Source organism: Prevotella sp. P5-92 (genome assembly GCF_002251245.1).
In the GTDB taxonomy this organism is placed as follows: Bacteria; Bacteroidota; Bacteroidia; order Bacteroidales; family Bacteroidaceae; genus Prevotella.
In genome coordinates this window covers 1-22,386 of the sequence record NZ_NPJG01000015.1, presented here as the reverse complement: position 1 = coordinate 22,386, position 22,386 = coordinate 1, and the positions used below count along the sequence as shown (strand labels likewise).

Below are 22,386 nucleotides of genomic sequence, written 5' to 3'. Positions count from 1 at the left end.
ACATAAAGTCTAACTTTATTATAAAAAAAACAACAATTTAAAATTTATGTCAGAATTAACAAAAAACGTCAAGCCATTGGACGACTTCAATTGGGAAGAGTTTGAAAATGGCTCTGCTGCAAACGTCAGCAAAGAAGAGCTTGACAAAGCTTACAACGAAACCCTCAACAAGGTCAGCGAGCATCAGGTGACCGAGGGAACCGTAATCTCTTGCGACAAGAAAGAGGTTATCGTAAACATCGGCTATAAGAGCGATGGTATCATCCCTGCAAGCGAATTCCGCTACAACCCAGACCTCAAGGTAGGTGACAAGGTAGAGGTTTACGTAGAGAACCAGGAGGACAAGAAGGGTCAGCTGATCCTTTCTCACAAGAAGGCTCGCCTCAGCAAGAGCTGGGAGCGTGTTAATGCAGCTCTCGACAACCAAGAGGTTATCCAGGGTTACATCAAGTGCCGCACTAAGGGTGGTATGATCGTTGACGTATTCGGTATCGAGGCTTTCTTGCCAGGCAGCCAGATCGACGTTCATCCTATACGCGACTACGACCAGTTCGTAAACAAGACAATGGAGTTCAAGGTTGTGAAGATCAACCAGGAATACCGCAACGTAGTCGTTTCACACAAGGCTCTTATCGAGCAGGAGCTTGAGGCTCAGAAGAAGGAAATCATCGGTAAGCTCGAGAAGGGTCAGATCCTCGAGGGTACTGTTAAGAACATCACTTCTTACGGCGTATTCGTTGACCTCGGTGGCGTTGACGGACTCATCCATATCACCGACCTCTCTTGGGGCCGCGTAGATGATCCTCACAAGGTGGTTGAGCTCGACCAGAAGATCAACGTGGTTATCCTCGACTTCAACGACGAGAAGAACCGCATCGCTCTCGGTCTGAAGCAGCTCACTCCACATCCATGGGACGCTCTCGACGCAGAACTCAAGGTTGGCGACCGTGTAAACGGAAAGGTTGTTGTTATTGCAGACTACGGCGCATTCGTAGAGATTCAGCCAGGCGTAGAGGGACTCATCCACGTATCGGAGATGTCTTGGAGCCAGCACCTGCGTTCGGCTCAGGACTTCCTGAAGGTAGGCGACGAGGTAGAGGCTGTCATCCTCACTCTCGACCGCGAGGAGCGCAAGATGAGCCTTGGTATCAAGCAGCTTAAGGAAGATCCATGGGAGGCTATCGAAGTGAAGTATCCTGTTGGAAGCAAGCACACCGCTAAGGTTCGCAACTTCACCAACTTCGGTGTATTCGTTGAACTTGAGGAAGGCGTTGACGGACTCATTCATATTTCTGACCTCTCTTGGACAAAGAAGGTTAAGCATCCTTCTGAGTTCACACAGGCTGGTGCCGACATCGACGTTATGGTTCTTGATATCGACAAGGAGAACCGTCGTCTCAGCCTCGGTCACAAGCAGCTCGAGGACAACCCATGGGAGCAGTTTGAGGCTACATACACCGTGGGCAGCATCCACGAGGGTAAGATTATCGAGATGCTCGAGAAGGGAGCAGTAGTTTCTCTCGAGAAGGGCGTTGAGGGCTTCGCTACTCCAAAGCACCTCGTTAAGGAAGATGGCACACAGGCTGCTCTCGGCGAGACTCTGCCATTCAAGGTTATCGAGTTCAACAAGGACAGCAAGCGCATCATCCTTTCTCACAGCCGCACTTTCGAGGACGCTCAGCGTGAGGAGAAGAAGGCTGCCAAGAAGGCTGCTCGTACCAGCAAGAAGGAAGAGACCGTGAAGATCGACAACCAGCCAGCTTCTACAACACTTGGCGATATCGATGTTCTCGCTCAGCTCAAGGCACAGATGGAGAAGGGTGAATAATACACTCTCCTAAAAATACATTTCAGACACGTTGGTTCTCTCATTACGGTGAGGAGTCAGCGTGTCTGCTTTTTTTGCAATACCATCCTCTTGCAATACCAACATTTTTGCAATATCATCATTTTTGCAATACCTTCATTTTTGTAACACCTTTTTTATTTAGCAATACCATTTCATTATATGCGAAGAATAATACTTATCACCGGAGGACAACGTTCAGGAAAAAGCCAGACGGCAGAACGAATGGCTCTGCAGCTATCTGACAATCCTGTCTATCTCGCCACAGCACATATCTGGGACGAGGAGTTCAAACGAAGGGTGGAGATGCACCAAAGACGACGCGGTCCGCAGTGGACAAACATTGAGGAGGAAAAGGAACTTAGCCGACACAACGTGGAAGGAAGGGTGGTCGTGGTGGACTGTATCACTCTGTGGTGTACGAATTTCTTCTTCGCACGAGAGAAGGCGGAATGGGAACAACCAACGGTAGATTCGGCTCTCGAAGCACTGAAGTCGGAATTTGACCGATTCACCAATCAGGACGCCACTTTCATCTTCGTCACTAATGAGATAGGCAGTGGCGGAGTGAGCGAGAGCGCAATACAACGGCGATTCACCGACCTTGAAGGATGGATGAACCAATATGTAGCTTCGAAAGCCGACGAGGTGATATTCATGGTGAGTGGAATAGAAGTGAAAATTAAATAGACAAAGAAAAAGACAACAATGAGAACATTCTCCATTACCAAGCCCGACTGTGGCTTAAAAGATAAGATACAACAGAAGATTGACAATCTCAACAAACCAAAGGGCTCGTTAGGACGACTGGAAGAGCTGGCCATGCAGCTGTGTCTCATACAGCAGACGCTTACTCCCGAACTGCGCCGTCCCACCCATTTCCTCTTCGGTGCCGACCATGGTATTGAGCGTGAAGGAGTGAGCGTGTCACCACGACAGGTGACATGGCAGCAGATGATAAACTTCACGCGTGGCGGCGGTGGAGTGAATATGTTTTGCCGTCAACATGGCTTCGACTTGAAGATTGTGGATGTGGGAGTGGATTACGACTTAAGCAATGTGGAAGGGATAATCGACAGGAAGATAGCACGAGGAACAGACAACTTCCTTCACAGACCAGCCATGACTCACGAGCAGATGGACCGGGCGATAGCCGTTGGCGTGGAGATGGTTGACAAGGCTGTGGAAGAGGGAAGTAACATTATTTGCTGCGGAGAGATGGGCATTGCCAACACCTCGCCGTCGAGCATCTGGATGAGCATCTTTGAGATTATTCCGCTGGCTGAATGTGTGGGAGCAGGTGCGGGACTCAATAGCGAGGGCATCAGTCATAAGTATGACGTGCTGAGTCAGGCTGTGCAGCATTTCCATGCCACGATGGGACTGACGGCTTCCACCGAGGAGACGATACGTTATTTCGGCGGATATGAGATGGTGGCTGCCATTGGCGCCATGCTCAGGGCGGCTGAGAGACACGTGGCTGTGATGGTGGATGGATTTATCATGTCTGCCTGCGCATTAGCTGCCATACGACTCTATCCTGAGGCGTTTGACTATATGATATTCGGACATGTGGGCGATGAGGGCGGTCATGCGCGTATGTTACACGAGATGGGCGCTCGTCCGTTGTTGAGCCTTGGCTTGCGTCTGGGCGAAGGCACGGGTGCTCTGTGTTCGTATGCCGTAATAGACAGTGCGGTGAGGATGATACGCGAGATGAACAACTTTGACAATGCAAAGATAACGAAATATTTTTAGTTTGCCATGCAGATTAATATCGACCATGCACGATGGTGGGAAACGCCATTGGCTGCATTTATCTTCTTCACGAGGTTGCCTTTCTGGCGACTGCACGAACCTCCACGCCACTGTTACAAACACGTGGTGGAATATTGGCCGCTGACAGGATGGCTGACGGGCGGAATGATGGGACTGGTGTTTTTCCTGGCAAGTCAGCATGTGTCGATGACGCTTGCCGTGCTGTTGGCTGTCGGGGCAAGAATGCTTGTTACGGGGGCTCTTCACGAGGACGGACTGGCTGACTTCTTCGACGGGTTTGGTGGAGGAACGTCGCGCGAGCGCATCTTAGAGATAATGAAAGACTCGCATATAGGCACTTACGGAGTGCTTGGACTCATCGTGTATTTGGCTTTGCTCGTGGCATCGATGACGGATATTCCGGCCGGACTGCTTGCCTTTGTCATGCTGGCTGCCGACCCGTTTTGCAAGATGGTGAGCGGACAGATAATAATGTTCTTGCCATATGCACGCCGTGAGGAAGAGGCAAAGGCGAAGACTGTGTATGTGAAATATAATCTTGCTGCAGGTTTGCGGTTAGCTGTTGCCGGACTGCTGCCGATGGTGATTCTCGGTTATGTCATGGTGACGCAGTTTGGCTATGCGGTATCTACAATTGAGATGCTGGTGATGGCGCCTTGCTTCGTGTTCTACGGCCTTTACATGCTTATGAAAAACAAGTTGCACGGTTATACGGGCGATTGTTGCGGAGCTTTGTTTCTTCTCACCGAACTGTCGTTCTACCTCACCTTCGTACTAATCTATTGACACTTCACCGCTTTGATAGTGAAGTAAATAGTCTGCCAAGAAATGGTTTCTTCATGGCAGAAAAGGAATCGAGATCGTTCTTCGTCTGAGAAGAGGAATCAAGATAGATCTTCACTGGTGAAGACTAAACAACCTTAAGTTTCATCGCTTGAAAAAGTGAAAAGGAATCACTTTTTCAGGTCGATGGGATGGATAAAGATGAATCGTGCTCCATCTGCGTATGAGTTGTCGTGCCATATCTTTCCACCGAGGAGTTCGATTATCTGTCGGCAGATCTGCAGTCCTAATCCAGTGCCTTGCTTAAACTGGTTGAGCTTGACAAATCGCTCGAAGATGCGCTCCGAGTTTTCTTTCTTTATACCGCAACCTTGGTCGGTGACTTCAAACTTGGCTATCTTCACTCCACGGTCGATGGTGAGAGAGATGCAGATTGAGCCTTTGTCGCTGAATTTTATGGAGTTGGTGAGGAGGTTGACGAGCACCTGTCTGAGACGAGCCTCGTCGGTGACAAACTCCACGTCGGCCTTCTCTTTGCAGTTGAAGACGAAGGAGATAGGCTTCTTGCACGTCACCTCAACCGATTCGAGTACCGACTTACAGAGTCGGCTGATGTTGCATGTGTCGAGTTCGAGGCTTATTCTTCCACTTTCTATCTTCGAAAGGTCGAGCACGTCGTTGATGAGGTTGAGCAGGGCGTCGGAGTTTTCGCTGATGATGTTGTTGAAGTGGTTTTTCTCGTCTTCTGTGAATTCCTCTCCCTGCTTGGCGAGGAGATTGGAGAAACCTACGATGGCATTCAGCGGTGTGCGTATCTCGTGGCTCATGTTGGCGAGGAAAGCCGACTTCATGCGGTTGGCGTCCTCCGCCTTGTTTCTTGCCACTTCGAGTTCCTTGCCTTTCTGGATGAGAGCCAGTTTCATCCTGTTGAGCTTTACCACATAGTAGCTCGACACGGTAAAGCCGAGGGCTAGCACGAGGATAATTCCAAGGACGGTGATTATCGACTCGCTGTTGGCCTGGAAGAACGATACTGGGCGATTGATGACGTTGGCTTTCATCGGGATGAGAGCCTCGTCGATATTGAGTTGTTTTATTCTGTTGTAGTCAAACTTGTAACTTGCCGACTGTGCGACGAGCGACTGTTTTCTCTTTGTGACGAGATAGTTGTGGCAGATGTCGGCCAGTCGTTCGCCAGTCTCGTCGAAGTCGGGTATGTAGCCGCCTACAGCCCATCCGTCGAGTCCGATACCCGAGACGGTAAACACGGCGAGCTTTGGATTGGAGTTGCGCAAGTTGTTTGTTGAGCGGCTGAGTGTGAAGCTGTTGTTTTTGTCGAGTCGCCATGAGCCGAGGAGCACTCGTGTCGTGCTTGGCATTTTCCTCAGGATGTTGAGCAGGTTGGTGTATGTCTCTGTACGTCCGTCGAAATAGTCGATGCTGACGTCTTTGTATGCTTTCGCATCCTGTCGTGCAATGGCTTGCAGGGTGATTCCTCCCAGCGAGTTGTCGCTGATGAAGAGCAAGCGACGTGTGTTGGGATAAAATTGTTTTATGGTCTCAAGGTTTTTCTCTACGTCGAAATGTGTCAGTATGCCGCCTACGATGTTGTAGTCGTTGAAGTCTTTGAAGAGGTCTTTCGCGTCAGGCTTCCATGTGGAGAAGTCGGTTTTTTCTCCGGGAATCTGCACAATGTCGGTGCTGCAGGAGCCGATGACCACTGGCACGTCCTTTATTCTTGTGTCGTCGATGGAGAAGAATGTGGAAACGGCTTCACGTCCGGTAAGCACGACTACTGAGGGCTTTTTCTTGGGCGAGTCATATTTCCTGAGCAGTGAGATAAGCAAGTCTTTCCATCCGCCGATGCCGATCATCCCGTTGATGTCCATACTTTCCACGACAACTTGTATGTTAGGGTTTCTTTGGTTTGTTTGCTTGACAAACGACGACAGCTGTCCTACCACATTCGCGTTGTCGGGATTGTATGAGGTGATATATAGAATCTTTTCGGCAGCCATTGCCGTGGTTGCCGAGAAGATGGTCAAAAGCAGTGCGATGACCGTGGTCTTGAAGATATCAATTCCCTTTTTGTATAGAGTCATAAAACGTGTATGGACCGCCGTGAAGACTGTCTGTACGGTCGTTCACGGCGGTTGATGTTTCTTGTTTTTTTAATAATGTCGGCTCCGGCTTTCAGTGCCTCCATGTTGAGCGGGATGAGCGCATGATGCCTTTCGGGCAAGGTCTTGTAGAGAGCTTTCTCCACGCCAGCGTGGCTGATGACCGGGCATACTTTCAGCAGTCCGCCGAGTACGATCATGTTGAACACCTTTCCGTTTTTCATCTCCGCCGCCTTGTCCATGGCGTCGATGCGATAGACGTTGATGTCGCTTCTGGTGGGAGGATTGAAGATGCCGTAGCCGTCGTAGATGAGTATTCCGCCTGGCTTCACCTTTGGCTCGAACTTCTCGAGCGATGGCTGGTTGAGCACCACGGCGACGTCGTAAGTACTGAGTATGGGCGAGGAGATCTGTTCGTCGCTCACGATGACGGTGACGTTAGCCGTTCCGCCACGTTGTTCCGGTCCGTAGGCAGGCATCCATGTCACTTCCTTTCCCTCCATGAGTCCGGAGTAGGCGAGGATCTTGCCCATTGAGAGCACGCCTTGGCCGCCGAATCCTGATATGATTATTTCTTTTTTCATAAACTGATGTTTTGTGAGGAGGGTAGAAGGTGGAAGGTAGAGATATGTTCTACCCGTGGTTTATGGCAGTTCAGTAATCTCTACCCTCTATCTTCCACCTTCTTCCCTCTATTTAATAGTATCTTTCAAATCGCCCTTTGGATAGAACTTGAACATGTGTTCTTTCATCCACTCGTTGGCCTGTACGGGCGAGAGCTTCCATCCGCTGTTGCAGGTGGAGACGATCTCTACGAGCGAGCTGCCTTTGCCTGCCATCGATGCCTCGAAAGCCTTGCGTATGGCTTTCTTCGCTCCGCGTATGGCTGCTACTGACTCCACGCTCTGGCGTGTGACGTAACATGTGCCTTCGAGTTGCACTGCCAGTTCGGTCATCTTCAGCGGATAGCCGTGAAGGTCGGCTTGTCGTCCGTAAGGACATGTGCTGGTCTTTTGTCCTATCAGTGTTGTCGGCGCCATCTGTCCACCGGTCATTCCGTAGATGGCGTTGTTGATGAAGATGATGGTGATGTTCTCGCCACGGTTGAGGGCGTGAATGGTCTCGGCGGCTCCGATACACGCGAGGTCGCCATCGCCTTGGTATGTGAACACGAGACGGTCGGGCCAAAGGCGTTTGATGCCCGTGGCAACGGCTGGTGCACGTCCGTGAGCAGCCTCTTGCCAGTCGATGTCGAGATAGCGGTAGGCGAACACAGCGCAGCCCACTGGGCATACGCCGACGGTCTTTTCCTCCATGCCCATCTCTTCTATTACCTCAGCCACGAGTTTGTGAACCACGCCGTGGCTGCATCCCGGACAGTAGTGCATCGGAACGTTGTTCATCAGTTCAGGCTTTTTGTACACCAGGTTCTCGGGTGCTATGATTTCATTTATATTGGCCATAATTGTCTATAACAGTTTTTGTTTCAGTGCCTCCACAATTTCGTCGGGCTCGGGCACGATGCCGCCCAGACGACCGAAATGCTCTACTCTCTCTTCGCCGTTGACGGCAAGACGCACGTCGTACACCATCTGTCCAGCGTTGATTTCCGCCACGAGTATTCCTTTCTTGCCATGTGCCATTTCCCTTATCTCATTCTTCGGGAACGGCCACAGCGTGATGGGACGGAACAGTCCGACCTTGATGCCCTGCTGGCGTGCTATCTCGATGGCTTTCTGCGCCAGTCGTGCTGCGGAGCCAAAGGCTACGATGATGTAGTCGGCGTCGTCGCACTGCAGCGTCTCATATCTTACTTCGTTTTCTTCTATCTGACGGTATTTCTCCTGCAAGTGGATGTTGTGCTTTTCCATTGCCTCGGGCTTCAGTTCGAGCGAGGTGTGGATGTTGGGCTGGCGGTCTTTGGTGCGTCCGATGGTTGCCCAAGGACACTCGCGTCTGATCTCTTCCTCGGTGCGACGTGGCTTGTATGGTGGCAACACCACCTTTTCCATCATCTGTCCGATGACGCCGTCGCTGAGTATCATTGCTGGGTTGCGGTATTTGAAGGCGAGGTTGAAGGCGAGATCGACAAAGTCTGCCATCTCTTGTACGGAGTTGGGTGCCAGCACGATGACGTTATAGTCGCCATTGCCGCCGCCTTTGGTGGCCTGGATATAGTCGCTCTGCGATGGCTGAATGGTGCCTAATCCCGGACCTCCGCGCTGCACGTTGACCACGACGCCGGGCAGTTCAGAGCCGGCCATGTACGAGATGCACTCCTGCATCAGTGCCACGCCAGGGCTTGACGACGATGTGAATGCTCGCTTGCCTGCTCCAGCCGCACCGTGTACCATGTTGATGGCTGCCACTTCGCTCTCGGCCTGTACGACCACCATGCCGGTGGTTTCCCATGGTTTGTCGAGCGCGAGTGTCTCGATAATCTCACTCTGCGGTGTGATAGGATATCCGAAAAATCCATCTACTCCGCATCTTATTGCTGCACGGGCAATGGCCTCGTTGCCCTTCATCAGTGTTACTTCCTGTTCTGCCATTGTCAGTCCTCCATCTTTTTTCGATATACCGTGATGCAACCGTCGGGACAGACGATGGCACAAGAGGCACATCCGACGCAATTGTCTTGGCTCACCACTTCGACGAATGGATAGCCGCTTTTGTTTACTTTCTTTGCCAGTGCTATGACATTCTGCGGACAGGCTTCCACACAGAGTGAGCAGCCTTTGCAGCGGTCCATGTCAACAACAATGGCACCTTTGATTTTACCCATTTCTTTTTACCTTATTTTTTGTTGTTTAAGGATTGTATGCGTCCTTATGATAATAATTCAATATATCGTCGAGCATGGCTTTTGCCTCTACGGCAGGACTGTCGGGGTCGAGCTCAATGGCTTGTATATAGCTGTTGATGGCTTCTTGCCAGTTGCCCTGCCTACGGTAGTCGTTGCCTTGCTCGTATAGCTCTCTGCTGTTCATTGCTTGACCGCTGTTCTCCCTTGTCTCGGGGAGTTGAGTTCCTTGTTTTTTCTCAGGCACTTTTTACTTGTAGTACTCTTTTTTGCCTGCGGCGAGAGTGTTTTTCATCAGCGAGCAGATGGTCATCGGACCGACGCCTCCTGGGACGGGAGTGATGTAAGAGCAGCGTGGCGCCACCTCGTCGAACTTCACGTCGCCGTTGAGGCGGAATCCGCTCTTGCGGGTAGCGTCAGCCACACGTGTCGTGCCCACATCCACTATCACAGCTCCTTCTTTCACCATGTCGGCTGTCACGAAGTCGGGACGGCCAATGGCTGCGATGATGATGTCGGCCTGGCGACACTCGTCCTTGAGGTTGGCCGAGCGGCTGTGGCATACGGTGACGGTGGAGTCGCCATACTGTTTCTGCATCATCAGCTGTGCCATGGGCTTGCCCACGATGTTGCTTCTGCCGAGGATGACGCATTTCTTTCCGCTGGTCTCAATGCCGTAGCGCTTCAGCAGTGTGATGATGCCGAGTGGTGTGGCTGAGATGAAGCATGGCAGGCCGATGGCCATGCGTCCCACGTTGATGGGGTGGAATCCGTCCACGTCCTTGCGGTAGTCGATGGCTTCGATTATCTTCTGTTCGTCGATATGTTTCGGCAGCGGGAGCTGTACAATGAATCCGTCCACGTCGTCGTCGGCATTGAGCTTTGCCACGCAGTCGAGCAGCTCTTGCTCGGTGATGTCGTCCTCGTATCTGATGAGTGTTGACTTGAATCCGCATGCCTCGCACGCGAGTACCTTGTTCTTAACGTATGTCTCCGAGCCTCCGTCGTGGCCCACGAGCACTGCAGCCAGATGAGGGCGTTTGCCTCCTGCTGCCACTATCTGCTCCACTTCCTGAGCGATTTCCTCCTTTATCTTGGCCGCTGTGGCCTTTCCGTCTATCAGTTGCATAAGCGTGTGTGTATGTATCTCTCTCTCTGTATGTTATTTCATCTTTTGTCTCATGGCGGCCGCCATCTGCATCATCTTCGAGTTGTTCATGCCGGTCACCATCTTCATCATCTTGCGCATCTGGTCAAACTGCTTGAGCAGGCGGTTGACGTCCTGTATGGTTGTGCCCGAGCCTTTGGCAATGCGTGTGCGTCGGCTCTGGTTGATGATTTCGGGATGAGTGCGCTCCTTGGGAGTCATGCTGCTGATGATGGCCTCGATGCTCTTAAAGGCGTTGTCGTCGATGTCCACGTCCTTGATGGCTTTTCCCACTCCGGGAATCATGGCAGCGAGGTCCTTGATGTTGCCCATCTTCTTTATCTGCTGTATCTGGTTCATGAAGTCGTTGAAGTCAAACTTGTTCTTCATGATCTTCTTCTCCAGCTCCTTGGCCTGCTTCTCGTCGTACTGCATCTGTGCGCGTTCCACGAGGCTGACGATGTCGCCCATGCCGAGGATGCGGTCGGCCATTCGGTCGGGATGGAACACGTCTATGGCTTCCATCTTCTCGCCTGTACCTACAAACTTGATAGGCTTGGTGACCACGGTGCGGATGGAAAGGGCTGCACCGCCACGTGTGTCGCCGTCGAGCTTGGTCAGCACCACGCCGTCGAAGTCGAGACGGTCGTTGAATTCCTTTGCTGTGTTCACGGCGTCCTGTCCGGTCATCGAATCCACCACGAAGAGTGTCTCGTTGGGGTTGACGGCTTCTTTCAGCGTGGCTATCTCGTTCATCATCTCCTCGTCCACGGCGAGACGTCCAGCGGTGTCGATGATCACCACGTCGCAGGCCTTGGCCTTGGCTTCGCGTATGGCGTTGTGGGCGATTTCCACCACGTTCTTGTTGTCGGGCTCGCTATATACGGGCACATCCACAGTGGCTCCCACCACGCGCAACTGTTCGATGGCGGCTGGACGATAGACGTCGCACGCCACGAGCATCGGCTTCTTGTGGTTCTTGGTCTTGAGCAGGTTGGCGAGTTTTCCGCTGAAGGTGGTCTTTCCCGAGCCTTGGAGACCCGACATGAGGATTATCGTGGGGCGGCCGTCGAGGTTGACGGGCACTGCCGTTCCACCCATGAGCTGTGCGAGCTCATCGTGTACGATCTTTACCATCAGCTGGCTCGGCTTTACGGCTGTGAGCACGTTCATTCCGAGGGCTTTCTTTTTCACTGTATCGGTGAAGCTTTTCGCCACCTTATAATTCACGTCGGCATCGAGCAATGCCCTTCTCACGTCTTTCAACGTCTCTGCCACGTTGATTTCGGTGATTTTTCCTTCGCCTTTCAGTATTTTGAAAGAGCGTTCAAGTCTGTCGCTTAAGTTTTCAAACATATATGTATTATTTCTTTCTCTTCTATTTTCTGCAAAGATAATGCAGCTTATTTTCTGCAAAGATAATGCAAATCGAGTGCAACACAACAAGCTTGCTTGATTGTTTTGCCGAGATGCAACTTATTTTCTGCAAAGATAATGCAAATCGAGTGCAACACAACAAGCTTGCTTGATTGTTTTGCCGAGATGCAGCTTATTTTCTGCAAAGATACGCATTTTCTACGGAAAAAGAGAATAAACTATCAGTGTTTTATATTATTTTAAAACGTTTTCTCGTGAAATTGCGCACATTGTTTTTTGGTGTGCAGTTTTTCGTTCTTTGCCGGCAAAAACGTGACAAGCGTGACAGCGTGACAAGCGTGACAGCCATTTTTCCCTATCCTCTTTAGGTCAAAATAGCAGCTACATTGTATAATATAGAAGTTTTTTATAATAAAAATTCAAACTATGCAAGTGCGAAAAACCACTGTCACGCCTGTCACGCTGTCACGCCAAGAAGAATGGAGGCTTCTGTCGGCTGTGAAATTTATTCCCATTCCCAAGGCGAAATTTTTCTCTAACTAAAGAAAAAAGTTTCTCTAACTAAAGAAATTTTTCCGCCCTATTTCCCGCTCTATCTATATAATATATGTTAATCGGGGAAAATAAGCCGACGAAACTCTTGGAGAATCAAAGAAAATGTGTTACCTTTGCCGATGTAAAATAAAATCGTAATCCAACAGCATTTGTCCCATCGGACAAAGCGTTTTTTAGCGTGACAATAATTTCTAAAACACAAAAATCATACTTATGGAAGAACTGAAAAACGACAAAATCACCGTGATTATCTCGGCTCACGGGGCTGAATTGCAAAGCATCAAGAGTGCCGAAGGACGTGAATATCTCTGGCAAGGCGACGAAAAATACTGGCCAAGACGCTCGCCGCTGCTTTTCCCGATAGTCTGCGGACTGTGGAACGGGCAGTACAGGGTGGATGGAAAGACTTACGAACTGCCGCGTCACGGATTCGCACGCGACATGGACTTCGACGTGATAGAGAAAACCGAGAGCAGCGTCACCTACGAACTGACCTCAAACGAGGAGACGATGAAGGTGTATCCGTATGAGTTCGGACTCAACGTGTCGTATTTTCTCAACGACGACATGATCAACGTGGTGTGGACAGTAAGAAACATGGGCAAGGAAGAGATGCACTTCCAGATTGGCGGACATCCAGCATTCAACCTGCCTGACGTGGGCGAAGGCGACAAGGTGGAAGGCACGCTGCTCTTCGACAACGAACAGCCGCTGACACGCATCATCGGAAACACCGGAGGATGCATCAAGCCAGAGAGATACGACGTGAAGACCGACCGCCATATATGGGCGTTCGACGAGGAGTCGTTTGCAGACGACGCCGTGATACTCGACAAGTCGCAGGTGGGAATGGCGGTAATTGTAGATAAGGAAGGACGACCGCAGATAGGCCTCTCGTTCGACTGCCCTTGCCTTGGCATCTGGACTCCTTACGGCAAGCACGCACCATTCCTATGCATCGAACCGTGGTATGGCGTACACGACTGGGCTGGCTACGAAGGCGAATTCAAAGACAAGTATCTGATGAACCATCTCCTGCCTGGAGCCACTTTCATGGCCTCTTATGAAATAAAGGTGTTCTAAGGGAAAAGAGGAGAAACAAAACATAAGGAGTTAAGACAAATGCCTGAGCCTTTTAACTCTGCGCTCATGACTATTGGCTTAACTCCTAAACTCCTTAACTTCTAAACTCCTATTTCCCCTTTCTCTTTGGATATTTCCTCGTCCATCCGTCCCATCTGAGACGCATCACGCCGAAGAACGCCTCGCCGAAGATGCCGCCGCTCATCTTGCTCGTGCCTTCGCGGCGATTGACGAAGATGACAGGCACCTCCTTGATCTTGAATCCAATCTTAAAGGCCGTGAACTTCATCTCAATCTGGAATGCGTAACCCTTGAAACGGATCTTGTCCAACTCGAGGGTCTCAAGCACCTCGCGACGATAACACTTGAAACCAGCTGTGGTGTCGTGGACCTTGAAGCCTGTGACGAAACGCACATACTTCGACGCAAAATAGCTCATCAACACACGACCGATGGGCCAGTTCACCACGTTCACACCCGAGACATAGCGCGAACCGATGGCCACATCATAACCCTCGTCATGACATGCAGAATAGAGGCGGGGAAGGTCGGCGGGATCGTGGCTGAAGTCGGCGTCCATCTCAAACACATACTCATAGTCGCGCTCCAAAGCCCAACGGAATCCGGTGATATACGCAGTGCCCAAGCCCAACTTGCCGCTGCGCTCCACCAAAAACAACCTGCCGGCAAACTCCTCAGACATCAGACGCTTCACAATGCCGGCAGTGCCGTCTGGCGAACCGTCGTCGATGATGAGTATGTGAAACGACTTCTCCAAGCCAAACACCGCCCGGATGATCTTCTCGATGTTCTCCTTTTCATTATAAGTGGGTATGATTACTATGCTGTCGCTCATATTCTGTTGATTTTATGATGCAAAAGTAATTCAGATAGTTGGAATATCAAAATAAATCGCACTTTTTTTTGTTTATTTCGACAATAATAAGTAATTTTGCAACAATTTTTATAGAATGACAATAAAAGAATTACAATTACTATACGCCCAGTCGCCTAATGTGGCGGCAATGGCGAAGGCTGTGGGAAGTGTTTCGGTCAAAAACATTTTCCTCGAAGGACTCATGGCTTCTGCCACACCACTCGCGTTTGCAGCCATGGCCACAAAGGTGGGAAAAATCATTCTCTTCGTGCTCAACGATGCCGACGAGGCAGGATATTTCTATCACGACCTCGTACAGATAATGGGAGACAGCAATGCACTCTTCTTCCCATCGTCTTACAGAAGGGCGGTGAAATACGGACAGCGAGACGCGGCAAATGAAATACTGCGCACCGAAGTGCTCACAGCCATCAATGTAGCCACTAACGCAAAAGACAATACACCTCTTTATATAGTGACCCATCCAGAAGCCATAGCCGAACTGGTCATCTCGCGAAAAAAACTCGACGACCGCACCATGACGCTCAGAAACGGCGACACAACAGACGTGACCAGAGTGGTGAAGACACTGCGCGAATACGGATTCTCAGAGGTGGACTATGTCTATGAGCCTGGACAGTTTGCACGCCGAGGCAGCATACTCGACGTGTTCTCATTCTCGTGCGAACTGCCTTTCCGCATCGACTTCTTCGGCGACGAAATCGACTCAATACGCACCTTTGAGGTTGACACACAGCTCTCAAAGGAACGACGCGACACCGTGGAGATCGTACCCGAACTCGCCTCATCAAAAGAGGAAAAAGTGCCCTTGCTCGACTTCTTGCCAGCCCACGCGATGGTCGCCATGCGCGACTGCGCCTTCGTCTGCGACGCCGTAGAGAAGACATACAACGAGGGCTTCTCCTCACAGGCATTGACCGAAAAACTCGAAAGCGCAACCGAGATGCAACGGGAGGAAATCATAGCCGAGATGAAACGCGAGACACAGCTCGTCAGCGGCAACGACTTCAAAAGACGACTCTCAGCATTCCGTACCATAGAGTTCGGACATCGACCCTTGCGAGATGCTAACGCGAAAATATCGTTCGCCATCGTCCCGCAGCCGTTGTTCCACAAAAACTTCGACATGCTCAAAAAGTCGCTCGAAGACTATCAGCTCTCGGGCAACAAAATCTATATCCTTGCCGACAGCCAGAAACAACAGGAACGACTAAGGGAAATACTTGGCGAGGCTTGCTCGTTCACACCCGTAGATAAAACCCTGCACGAGGGCTTCATGGACAAGAGCCTGGGATTGTGCCTCTTTACCGACCATCAGATCTTCGACAGATTCCATAAGTATAACCTACGCTCCGACAAGGCTCGTGGCGGAAAGGTGGCACTCACGCTGAAAGAGATAAAGCAGTTTGAGGTAGGCGACTTCGTCGTTCACGTGGATCACGGAATAGGAAAATTTGGCGGACTGGTGAGAATGCCTCAGGGCGACACGTACCAAGAGATGATAAAAATCATTTATCATAACGGCGACTCTATCTACGTCTCTATACACTCTCTATATAAGGTGGCGAAATATAAGGCTCAGGACAACGGCGAACCGCCACGACTGAGTCATCTCGGCACCGGACAATGGGAGCGGCTCAAGGAACGCACCAAAAAGAAAATCAAGGACATAGCCCGAGACCTGATAAAACTATACTCGAGAAGAAGACATGAAAAAGGATTCGCTTTCAGCCCAGACTCGTTCATGCAACACGAACTCGAGGCAAGCTTCCTCTACGAGGATACGCCAGACCAACTCAGGGCTACAAACGAGGTGAAAGCCGACATGGAAAGCCAGAAACCTATGGACCGACTCGTATGCGGCGACGTCGGATTCGGAAAAACCGAGGTCGCCGTAAGGGCTGCCTTCAAGGCTGCCTGCGACTCAAAGCAGGTGGCTGTGCTCGTGCCCACGACGGTGCTGGCTTACCAGCATTTCCAAACCTTCTCCAAACGTCTGCGCGACCTGCCCGTAAGGGTCGATTATCTCACAAGGGCTAAGACGGCAAAACAGACTAAAGAGTTGCTCGCCGACCTCGCAGAAGGGAAGATAGATATCGTCATCGGTACTCAGAAGATGATAGGCAAAAACGTGAAATTCAACGACTTAGGACTGCTCGTCATCGACGAGGAACAGAAGTTCGGTGTGGCCACAAAAGAGAAACTGCGACAGCTGAAAACCAATGTCGATACCTTGACAATGTCGGCCACACCTATTCCACGCACACTGCAGTTCTCGCTCGTCGGGGCAAGAGACATGAGCGTCATACAGACTCCACCGCCTAACCGTTATCCCATACAGACCGAGATCCACAGCTTCGGACCAGAGATCATCACCGATGCCATCAACTTCGAAATGAGTCGTAACGGACAGGTGTATTTCGTCAACAACAGAATCAACGACCTCACACGCATCGCCGATATGATACGCAAGTATATTCCCGACGTGCGCATCGCCATAGGACACGGACAGATGAAACCCGAGGAACTCGAGAAAATCATACTCGGATTCGCCAACTACGACTACGACGTGCTCCTCTCAACAACTATTGTCGAGAACGGCATCGACATCCCGAATGCAAATACCATCATCATCAACGGCGCACATAACTTCGGACTCAGCGACTTGCACCAGATGAGAGGACGAGTGGGACGAGGAAACAGAAAGGCTTTCTGCTATCTGCTCGCACCGCCATTGTCGGCACTCAACCCCGAATCGAGACGACGTCTTGAGGCTCTCGAAAACTTCAGCGACCTCGGCAGCGGAATAAATATTGCCATGCAGGATCTTGACATTCGAGGAGCCGGCAACCTGTTAGGTGCCGAACAGAGCGGATTCATCTCCGACCTCGGATATGAGACGTATCAAAAGATACTTAACCAAGCCGTCACCGAACTCAAAAACGATGAGTTCGCCGACCTATATAAGGATGAGGTGAAGAAAAACTATCTCGTCGGCGACTATTTCGTCGAAGACTGCTCGCTCGAAAGCGATATAGAGATGTATTTCCCCGACCAATATGTGCCGAGCGACAGCGAACGTATGTTGCTCTATAGGGAACTCGACGGACTGAAAACCGACGACGAACTGAAGACATTCCGAGAAAGGATGATCGACCGATTCGGCAAACTGCCCGACGTGGCTGAAGAACTCATGCAGGTCGTACCGCTCAGACGACTGGGAAAACAATTGGGATGCGAGAAAATCATGCTGAAAAAACAACGCATGGCTCTCTATCTCGTAAGCAACATTAAAAGCGCTTACTACCAGAGCCAGACTTTCGACCTCCTGCTCAACTTTATCACGGCCTATCCACGAAGATGCAACCTCAGGGAGGCTAACGGGAAACGGTCGGTAGTCATCGACCAGGTGAAGTCAGTAGAAGAGGGCGTGGCTATTCTTGAAAAAATAAAGACAATTAATTCTTAAACTCGATATGACGATTTTAATCACCATAATGGCTTATTTCGCCGCCTTGTTCCTCTTTAGCAGAATTGTAGGGGGAAAGGCCGATAACGACACTTTCTTCCGGGGCAACAGAAAGTCGCCTTGGTATATGGTGGCTTTTGGAATGGTGGGCGCTTCTGTTTCAGGAGTGACGTTCGTCTCCGTTCCAGGAATGGTGATGAAAAGCGACATGACATACCTGCAGACTTGCCTCGGATTCATACTCGGATACGCCGTGGTGGCTTTCGTCCTCTTGCCTGTATATTATAGATACAACCTCACGACAATCTATTCTTTCCTCAACAAAAGGTTAGGGGAGGGCGCATACAAGACTGGAGCATGGTTCTTCATATTGTCCAAACTAACAGGCGCTTCCGTCAGATTCTATGTCGTATGCATCATCTTGCAGAAGTTCGTTTTTGACGCCGTCGCCATTCCCTTCTGGATTACGGTGACGGCTATGGTTGCATTGATATGGCTTTATACCAGGCGAGGAGGGATAAAGACGTTGGTGTGGACAGACACTTTCCAGACGCTCTGCATGCTCACGGCTTTGGTCATGATTGTCGTCAACGTGGCTGATGCTCTCGGATTGTCGTTGGCTGACGCCGTAAATGTCGTTTCCGGCAGTTCCATGAGTCGTGTGTTCGTCTTCGACGACATTAACTCGACAAGATATTTCTGGAAACAGTTTCTCAGCGGAATTTTTATCGTAGTGGTGATGACGGGACTCGATCAGGATATGATGCAAAAAAATCTTACTTGCAAGACACTACGTGAAGCGCAGAAAGATATGTGTACATACGGGTTGGCTTTCGTGCCTGTCAACTGGTTGTTCTTGGCCTTGGGCATACTTCTCGTCCAACTGGCAGCGGGCAATGGCTCTACACTGCCGTCCTCGGGCGATGAACTACTTCCAATGTTTGCTGCCACAGGTACGCTCGGCTTTCCTGTCGTCGTCTTCTTCACCATAGGCATTGTCGCTTCGTCGTTCAGCAGCGCCGACTCTGCTCTCACATCGCTCACCACGAGCTTTTGCGTCGATATCATTCGTCGCCCGGCTGATGAGAAGCTTCGGAGGATGGCGCATATGGCTTTGTGCGCCACGTTCATCGTCTTCATCCTCCTTTTCCGCCTGCTCAACAGCACAAGCGTCATCGATGCCATATATATAATGTGTTCTTATACTTACGGCCCGCTACTCGGTCTCTTCACCTTCGCGCTCGTCATGCGCCGACGGCTCGTCGATCGTTGGGTGCCTGTCGTAGCCGTGCTGTCGCCATGTGTCTGCTTCGTCCTCGACTGTCTTACGCAGCGCTTCTTCGACTATCGTTTCGGCTATGAGTTGCTCATGCTCAACGGATTGCTCACTTTCGTCGGACTTTCACTTATTTCACGCTCTCGATATATTCCGAAGGCTGCATGCCGATAGTCTTCTTGAAGGTGGTGGCGAAATATTTCGGATCCTTGAATCCTACTCTGTAGGCAAGCTCGCTGATGCGTATGTCTGGTTCGCTCTTGGCTATGCGGCAGGCTTCCTTCATCCTTATCTCACGGATGAAGAAACTGACGTTCATGCCTGTCATCTCGCGTATCTTGTTATATAGCGACGATGCGCTAAGCCCCATGTCGGACGCAAACGCTTCGCGGTTGTAGTCGCTGTCGTCAAGATGGGTTTGCACCATCGCTACGGCACGCTTTATGAAATCGTTCTCGCTTGAGGCTTTCTCTATGATGTCTTTCTCTTCTGCCTCTGTATCAGGCATTGTCGGCGACTCGGTTCCCCTTATTCTTTGTCGGTTCTCTATCAGGTTGCGTATTCGCAATTGCAAATCTCCCATCTTGAACGGCTTGGATATACAATCGTCGGCTCCTGCAATGAGCGACTTTTTCTTGTCTTCCTCTTCCTGGTCATGTGACGTGAGCAAGATGATGGGAAGATGGCTGTGTTCAGGATTGCTCTTCAGTGTTCTCGTTAGCTGCCATCCGTTCATCACGGGCATGTTAACGTCTGATATGATGATGTCTATGTCGCGTTTCTTCACCACTTCAAGGGCTTTCTCTCCGTTACTGGCGGTGAAGATGTTGTATTTCGTTCGTAGTATTTGCTTCATCAGCAAGAGCAACTCTGCATTGTCGTCAACAAACAGTAGGTTGGAGGAATTTTTATCCAGTATCATGTCGTCGAGTATGTTGTTGCTGTTTATCAACATGTCTTTGGCCTTGAAGTCGATGATATTTGTCATCGGTATCGTTATGCTGTGGCTTTCGTCTATCTCTGACGATGAAAAGGATTCCTTGCCTATAGGAAGGGTGACGTAAAACGTTGTGCCTACGTTTTCTTCGCTTTCATATCTTATGCTTCCGCCTATAAGCTGTACAAGGTCGTGGGTCAACGACAGACCTATGTCCGTGTTTGTCGAACCGTATTTCTTGTAGTCTATGTCATTGTACATCTCAAAAATGTGCTTCTGTCGCTTGGCTGGTATGCCGTCGCCATTGTCCTTGACTATTATCTCTATTCGGTCGTAATGGGTGTTTGTCCTTACTTCTATACTTATCTTTCCGCCTTCTTTTGTCGTGTATTTTACTGAGTTCGACAAAAGGTTGAACACTATCTTGTCTATCTTGTCCGTATCTATCCAACCCATCATACTTTCCGGATAACATGTAATCTCAAACTCCAGACCCTTTCGTTTCACTAATGGGATTACACTTCGGGCCGTCTCGCGTATGTAGGACATCACGTCCCCGTTACTTACTTGAAGACGCAGCCTGTCGTCGGTCGATTTGCTCTTCTCGTTGAGCTGACCAAGAAGTCTCATCGTACGTTGGATATTTAAAGACATCAGCTCATATTCCAACTCGTTCTTCGGCTCTTTCTCGCGCAGATGATCTACCGATGCTGATAATATCGTCATCGGAGTGAGCAACTCGTGCGAGATTTGAGTGAACAATTTGTTCATCTTCACCTTGTCTGCAAGGCGGTTATTGCGTATGTATAAATGGCGAATTACCAATATCGATAATACTAATGCCGCTATCAGGATAATAATGTATATGTTGTCTGTGCTCATATTATTCAAAATTTTGCTGCGAAGTTACTCCTTTTTCTCGAATTTTAGTTCGTTTTTTATGAAAAAATCGCCCTTTGTTATCATTTTTGGTTTGAAATATGTTGTTTTTGGTTCAAATTACGTGAATTTCACGCATTTTAAACTTATTTTACTTAATATTGAACCGCTATTTGATTTTTTTGCGTTACCTTTGCAGTGCAAATACAAAAAGAGTTTTGTAACATAGTACGTATTCTAATAAAAATACAAAATGGTTAAGGTTTATGGTTGATTAATTTAGTTTTTTTGAAGGAGCTTCACTGTGAAGTGAGGTTCCTTTTTTTATATACTCATTTATTTTTGTCTTCCTTCTTCCTTTCCATTCTATTAATAATAATAACAAACTAACATTTACTTTACGGATATGAACACAATTGTCTTTGATTTCGACGGAACATTGGCCGATACAAGAAACCTAATCGTTTCTACCATGCAACAAACTATCGCTCAACTTGGCTTACCTGCCAAGACTGAACTCGAGTGCATAAAAATGATTGGATTGCCTCTTCGGCAGTCTTTCGCCCAGCTCTTGTCTGTCGATGATGAACAAGCTGCTCTTTGCGAAAACTTGTATAAGAATCTTTTTGTAAAAAATTACAAACCAGGAATAGTTGTTCTTTTTCCTGACGTTGAAGATACTCTTGCCGAAATGAGAGCCATGGGGTGTGTCTTGGCTGTCGCCAGTAGTCGTGGACATGATTCTCTCGATACCCTTCTCGACATGTTGAACATAAGGCGATTCTTTTCTTATGTCGTCACTTCAGAGGATGTTCCCAATGCGAAACCTGCACCTGACATGGTTAATCTCATACTCGACTATACAGAAGATATACCAGAGAATGTGCTTGTCGTGGGTGATACTGCTTATGATGTAAATATGGGATTTTCTGCCGGCGTTAAAACTTGTGCCGTTACTTATGGGAATGGTGCCATTGGCGAACTTGCTCATGCCGATTTCATAATTCATAATTTCAAAACACTTTTGGATATTATCTAATGCTTATCGAGCAATATCTCTTGCGTCCTTCATTACACCTTATTATATTATAGGAATATATATGAATACTTTGTTCATGATAATTCTATTTTCTATAAAAAAATAAATCATGTATGATTGTTAATATAAGCAAATATAAATTATAGGTATTTATAGTAATTGTTAAATAGTGTAATAATTCGGAAAATAATTGCCGAAATGTTTGGAGCGTATTGATTTTTGCCGTACCTTTGCACTCGCTTTTGAGAACAACGCTTCTCTTGAGCGGCTATAAGAAGAGTTCTTTGAAAGATTTACATAACAGAGAAGTAGTAGTACAAGAAGCAATCGAGAAATCGATTGGGTAAACGAACCGTCAATTTGAAAAGATTGAGAATAGGTTTCTTTAGACTTGA

The 22,386-nt window shown here is 49.1% G+C and carries 18 protein-coding genes; 8 read left to right on the top strand and 10 right to left on the bottom strand.

Annotated features, from left to right (window positions below):
* Positions 1–46 precede the first annotated feature (46 nt).
* The 4 genes from rpsA to CIK99_RS02170 all read left to right on the top strand — a co-directional run bounded on the left by rpsA (position 47) and on the right by CIK99_RS02170 (position 4,411).
* On the top strand, positions 47–1,828 hold the full coding sequence (rpsA, locus tag CIK99_RS02185) for a 30S ribosomal protein S1 (protein WP_094379321.1): 1,782 nt from the start codon (positions 47–49) through the stop codon (positions 1,826–1,828).
* Positions 1,829–2,008: 180 nt separating this feature from the next.
* On the top strand, positions 2,009–2,536 hold the full coding sequence (gene cobU, locus CIK99_RS02180) for a bifunctional adenosylcobinamide kinase/adenosylcobinamide-phosphate guanylyltransferase (protein ID WP_094379318.1): 528 nt from the start codon (positions 2,009–2,011) through the stop codon (positions 2,534–2,536).
* Positions 2,537–2,554: 18 nt separating this feature from the next.
* The gene (cobT, locus tag CIK99_RS02175) at positions 2,555–3,604 is read left to right on the top strand and encodes a nicotinate-nucleotide--dimethylbenzimidazole phosphoribosyltransferase (RefSeq protein ID WP_094379316.1); all 1,050 of its coding nucleotides are present in this window, start codon (positions 2,555–2,557) and stop codon (positions 3,602–3,604) included.
* Between the two features lie 6 nt (positions 3,605–3,610).
* Positions 3,611–4,411 carry an adenosylcobinamide-GDP ribazoletransferase gene (locus CIK99_RS02170; RefSeq protein ID WP_094379314.1) on the top strand — a complete coding sequence of 267 codons (801 nt, stop codon included), beginning with the start codon at positions 3,611–3,613 and terminating at the stop codon, positions 4,409–4,411.
* A 167-nt stretch (positions 4,412–4,578) separates the two neighbouring features.
* Here CIK99_RS02170 and CIK99_RS02165 read toward each other — a convergent pair whose 3' ends face one another.
* The 8 genes from CIK99_RS02165 to ffh form a co-directional block, all read right to left on the bottom strand.
* Positions 4,579–6,510: a HAMP domain-containing sensor histidine kinase gene (locus tag CIK99_RS02165; protein ID WP_094379312.1), complete on the bottom strand. Its 1,932-nt coding sequence runs from the start codon at positions 6,508–6,510 to the stop codon at positions 4,579–4,581.
* Positions 6,507–7,112: a 2-oxoacid:acceptor oxidoreductase family protein gene (locus CIK99_RS02160; protein WP_094379310.1), complete on the bottom strand. Its 606-nt coding sequence runs from the start codon at positions 7,110–7,112 to the stop codon at positions 6,507–6,509. Before CIK99_RS02160 ends, CIK99_RS02165 begins: the two co-directional genes overlap by 4 nt.
* A gap of 108 nt (positions 7,113–7,220) precedes the next feature.
* Positions 7,221–7,991, bottom strand: a complete 771-nt coding sequence (locus CIK99_RS02155) for a thiamine pyrophosphate-dependent enzyme (RefSeq protein ID WP_094379308.1) — start codon at positions 7,989–7,991, stop codon at positions 7,221–7,223.
* A gap of 6 nt (positions 7,992–7,997) precedes the next feature.
* On the bottom strand, positions 7,998–9,080 hold the full coding sequence (locus CIK99_RS02150) for a 3-methyl-2-oxobutanoate dehydrogenase subunit VorB (RefSeq protein ID WP_094379306.1): 1,083 nt from the start codon (positions 9,078–9,080) through the stop codon (positions 7,998–8,000).
* Between the two features lie 2 nt (positions 9,081–9,082).
* A complete protein-coding gene (locus CIK99_RS02145) occupies positions 9,083–9,313 on the bottom strand; it encodes a ferredoxin family protein (protein ID WP_094379304.1) in 231 nt (76 codons plus the stop codon).
* 25 nt (positions 9,314–9,338) lie between these two features.
* Entirely contained in the window at positions 9,339–9,518 is a 180-nt protein-coding gene (locus tag CIK99_RS02140; protein WP_094379349.1) for a tetratricopeptide repeat protein, read from the bottom strand.
* 63 nt (positions 9,519–9,581) lie between these two features.
* The gene (gene folD, locus CIK99_RS02135; protein ID WP_094379302.1) at positions 9,582–10,460 is read right to left on the bottom strand and encodes a bifunctional methylenetetrahydrofolate dehydrogenase/methenyltetrahydrofolate cyclohydrolase FolD; all 879 of its coding nucleotides are present in this window, start codon (positions 10,458–10,460) and stop codon (positions 9,582–9,584) included.
* 33 nt (positions 10,461–10,493) lie between these two features.
* Positions 10,494–11,834: a signal recognition particle protein gene (ffh, locus tag CIK99_RS02130; protein WP_094379300.1), complete on the bottom strand. Its 1,341-nt coding sequence runs from the start codon at positions 11,832–11,834 to the stop codon at positions 10,494–10,496.
* Between the two features lie 789 nt (positions 11,835–12,623).
* Between ffh and CIK99_RS02125 the strand changes: the two genes are divergently transcribed.
* The gene (locus tag CIK99_RS02125; RefSeq protein WP_094379298.1) at positions 12,624–13,493 is read left to right on the top strand and encodes an aldose 1-epimerase family protein; all 870 of its coding nucleotides are present in this window, start codon (positions 12,624–12,626) and stop codon (positions 13,491–13,493) included.
* A 109-nt stretch (positions 13,494–13,602) separates the two neighbouring features.
* Here the strand turns inward: CIK99_RS02125 and CIK99_RS02120 are convergent, their stop codons facing one another.
* On the bottom strand, positions 13,603–14,349 hold the full coding sequence (locus tag CIK99_RS02120; RefSeq protein ID WP_094379296.1) for a polyprenol monophosphomannose synthase: 747 nt from the start codon (positions 14,347–14,349) through the stop codon (positions 13,603–13,605).
* Between the two features lie 115 nt (positions 14,350–14,464).
* Here CIK99_RS02120 and mfd point away from each other — a divergent pair, with 115 nt between their 5' ends.
* Entirely contained in the window at positions 14,465–17,860 is a 3,396-nt protein-coding gene (gene mfd, locus CIK99_RS02115) for a transcription-repair coupling factor (protein WP_094379294.1), read from the top strand.
* Positions 17,861–17,867: 7 nt separating this feature from the next.
* Positions 17,868–19,310 (top strand): sodium:solute symporter, encoded by a 1,443-nt coding sequence (locus CIK99_RS02110; protein ID WP_094379292.1) that lies wholly within the window; start codon positions 17,868–17,870, stop codon positions 19,308–19,310.
* On the opposite strand, the gene CIK99_RS02105 is transcribed toward CIK99_RS02110, so the two are convergent.
* Complete coding sequence (locus CIK99_RS02105) at positions 19,267–20,955, bottom strand: response regulator (protein ID WP_094379290.1); 1,689 nt, start codon at positions 20,953–20,955, stop codon at positions 19,267–19,269. The two genes, CIK99_RS02110 and CIK99_RS02105, sit on opposite strands and share 44 nt — an antisense overlap.
* Positions 20,956–21,358: 403 nt before the next feature.
* Here CIK99_RS02105 and CIK99_RS02100 point away from each other — a divergent pair, with 403 nt between their 5' ends.
* Entirely contained in the window at positions 21,359–21,991 is a 633-nt protein-coding gene (locus CIK99_RS02100) for an HAD family hydrolase (protein WP_094379288.1), read from the top strand.
* Positions 21,992–22,386: the final 395 nt, after the last annotated feature.

Coding starts and splice junctions, on each gene's coding strand:
- rpsA (WP_094379321.1), top strand. CDS start 47: ATGTCAGAATTAACAAAAAACGTCAAGCCATTGGACGACTTCAATTGG.
- cobU (WP_094379318.1), top strand. CDS start 2,009: ATGCGAAGAATAATACTTATCACCGGAGGACAACGTTCAGGAAAAAGC.
- cobT (WP_094379316.1), top strand. CDS start 2,555: ATGAGAACATTCTCCATTACCAAGCCCGACTGTGGCTTAAAAGATAAG.
- CIK99_RS02170 (WP_094379314.1), top strand. CDS start 3,611: ATGCAGATTAATATCGACCATGCACGATGGTGGGAAACGCCATTGGCT.
- CIK99_RS02165 (WP_094379312.1), bottom strand. CDS start 6,510: ATGACTCTATACAAAAAGGGAATTGATATCTTCAAGACCACGGTCATC.
- CIK99_RS02160 (WP_094379310.1), bottom strand. CDS start 7,112: ATGAAAAAAGAAATAATCATATCAGGATTCGGCGGCCAAGGCGTGCTC.
- CIK99_RS02155 (WP_094379308.1), bottom strand. CDS start 7,991: ATGGCCAATATAAATGAAATCATAGCACCCGAGAACCTGGTGTACAAA.
- CIK99_RS02150 (WP_094379306.1), bottom strand. CDS start 9,080: ATGGCAGAACAGGAAGTAACACTGATGAAGGGCAACGAGGCCATTGCC.
- CIK99_RS02145 (WP_094379304.1), bottom strand. CDS start 9,313: ATGGGTAAAATCAAAGGTGCCATTGTTGTTGACATGGACCGCTGCAAA.
- CIK99_RS02140 (WP_094379349.1), bottom strand. CDS start 9,518: ATGAACAGCAGAGAGCTATACGAGCAAGGCAACGACTACCGTAGGCAG.
- folD (WP_094379302.1), bottom strand. CDS start 10,460: ATGCAACTGATAGACGGAAAGGCCACAGCGGCCAAGATAAAGGAGGAA.
- ffh (WP_094379300.1), bottom strand. CDS start 11,834: ATGTTTGAAAACTTAAGCGACAGACTTGAACGCTCTTTCAAAATACTG.
- CIK99_RS02125 (WP_094379298.1), top strand. CDS start 12,624: ATGGAAGAACTGAAAAACGACAAAATCACCGTGATTATCTCGGCTCAC.
- CIK99_RS02120 (WP_094379296.1), bottom strand. CDS start 14,349: ATGAGCGACAGCATAGTAATCATACCCACTTATAATGAAAAGGAGAAC.
- mfd (WP_094379294.1), top strand. CDS start 14,465: ATGACAATAAAAGAATTACAATTACTATACGCCCAGTCGCCTAATGTG.
- CIK99_RS02110 (WP_094379292.1), top strand. CDS start 17,868: ATGACGATTTTAATCACCATAATGGCTTATTTCGCCGCCTTGTTCCTC.
- CIK99_RS02105 (WP_094379290.1), bottom strand. CDS start 20,955: ATGAGCACAGACAACATATACATTATTATCCTGATAGCGGCATTAGTA.
- CIK99_RS02100 (WP_094379288.1), top strand. CDS start 21,359: ATGAACACAATTGTCTTTGATTTCGACGGAACATTGGCCGATACAAGA.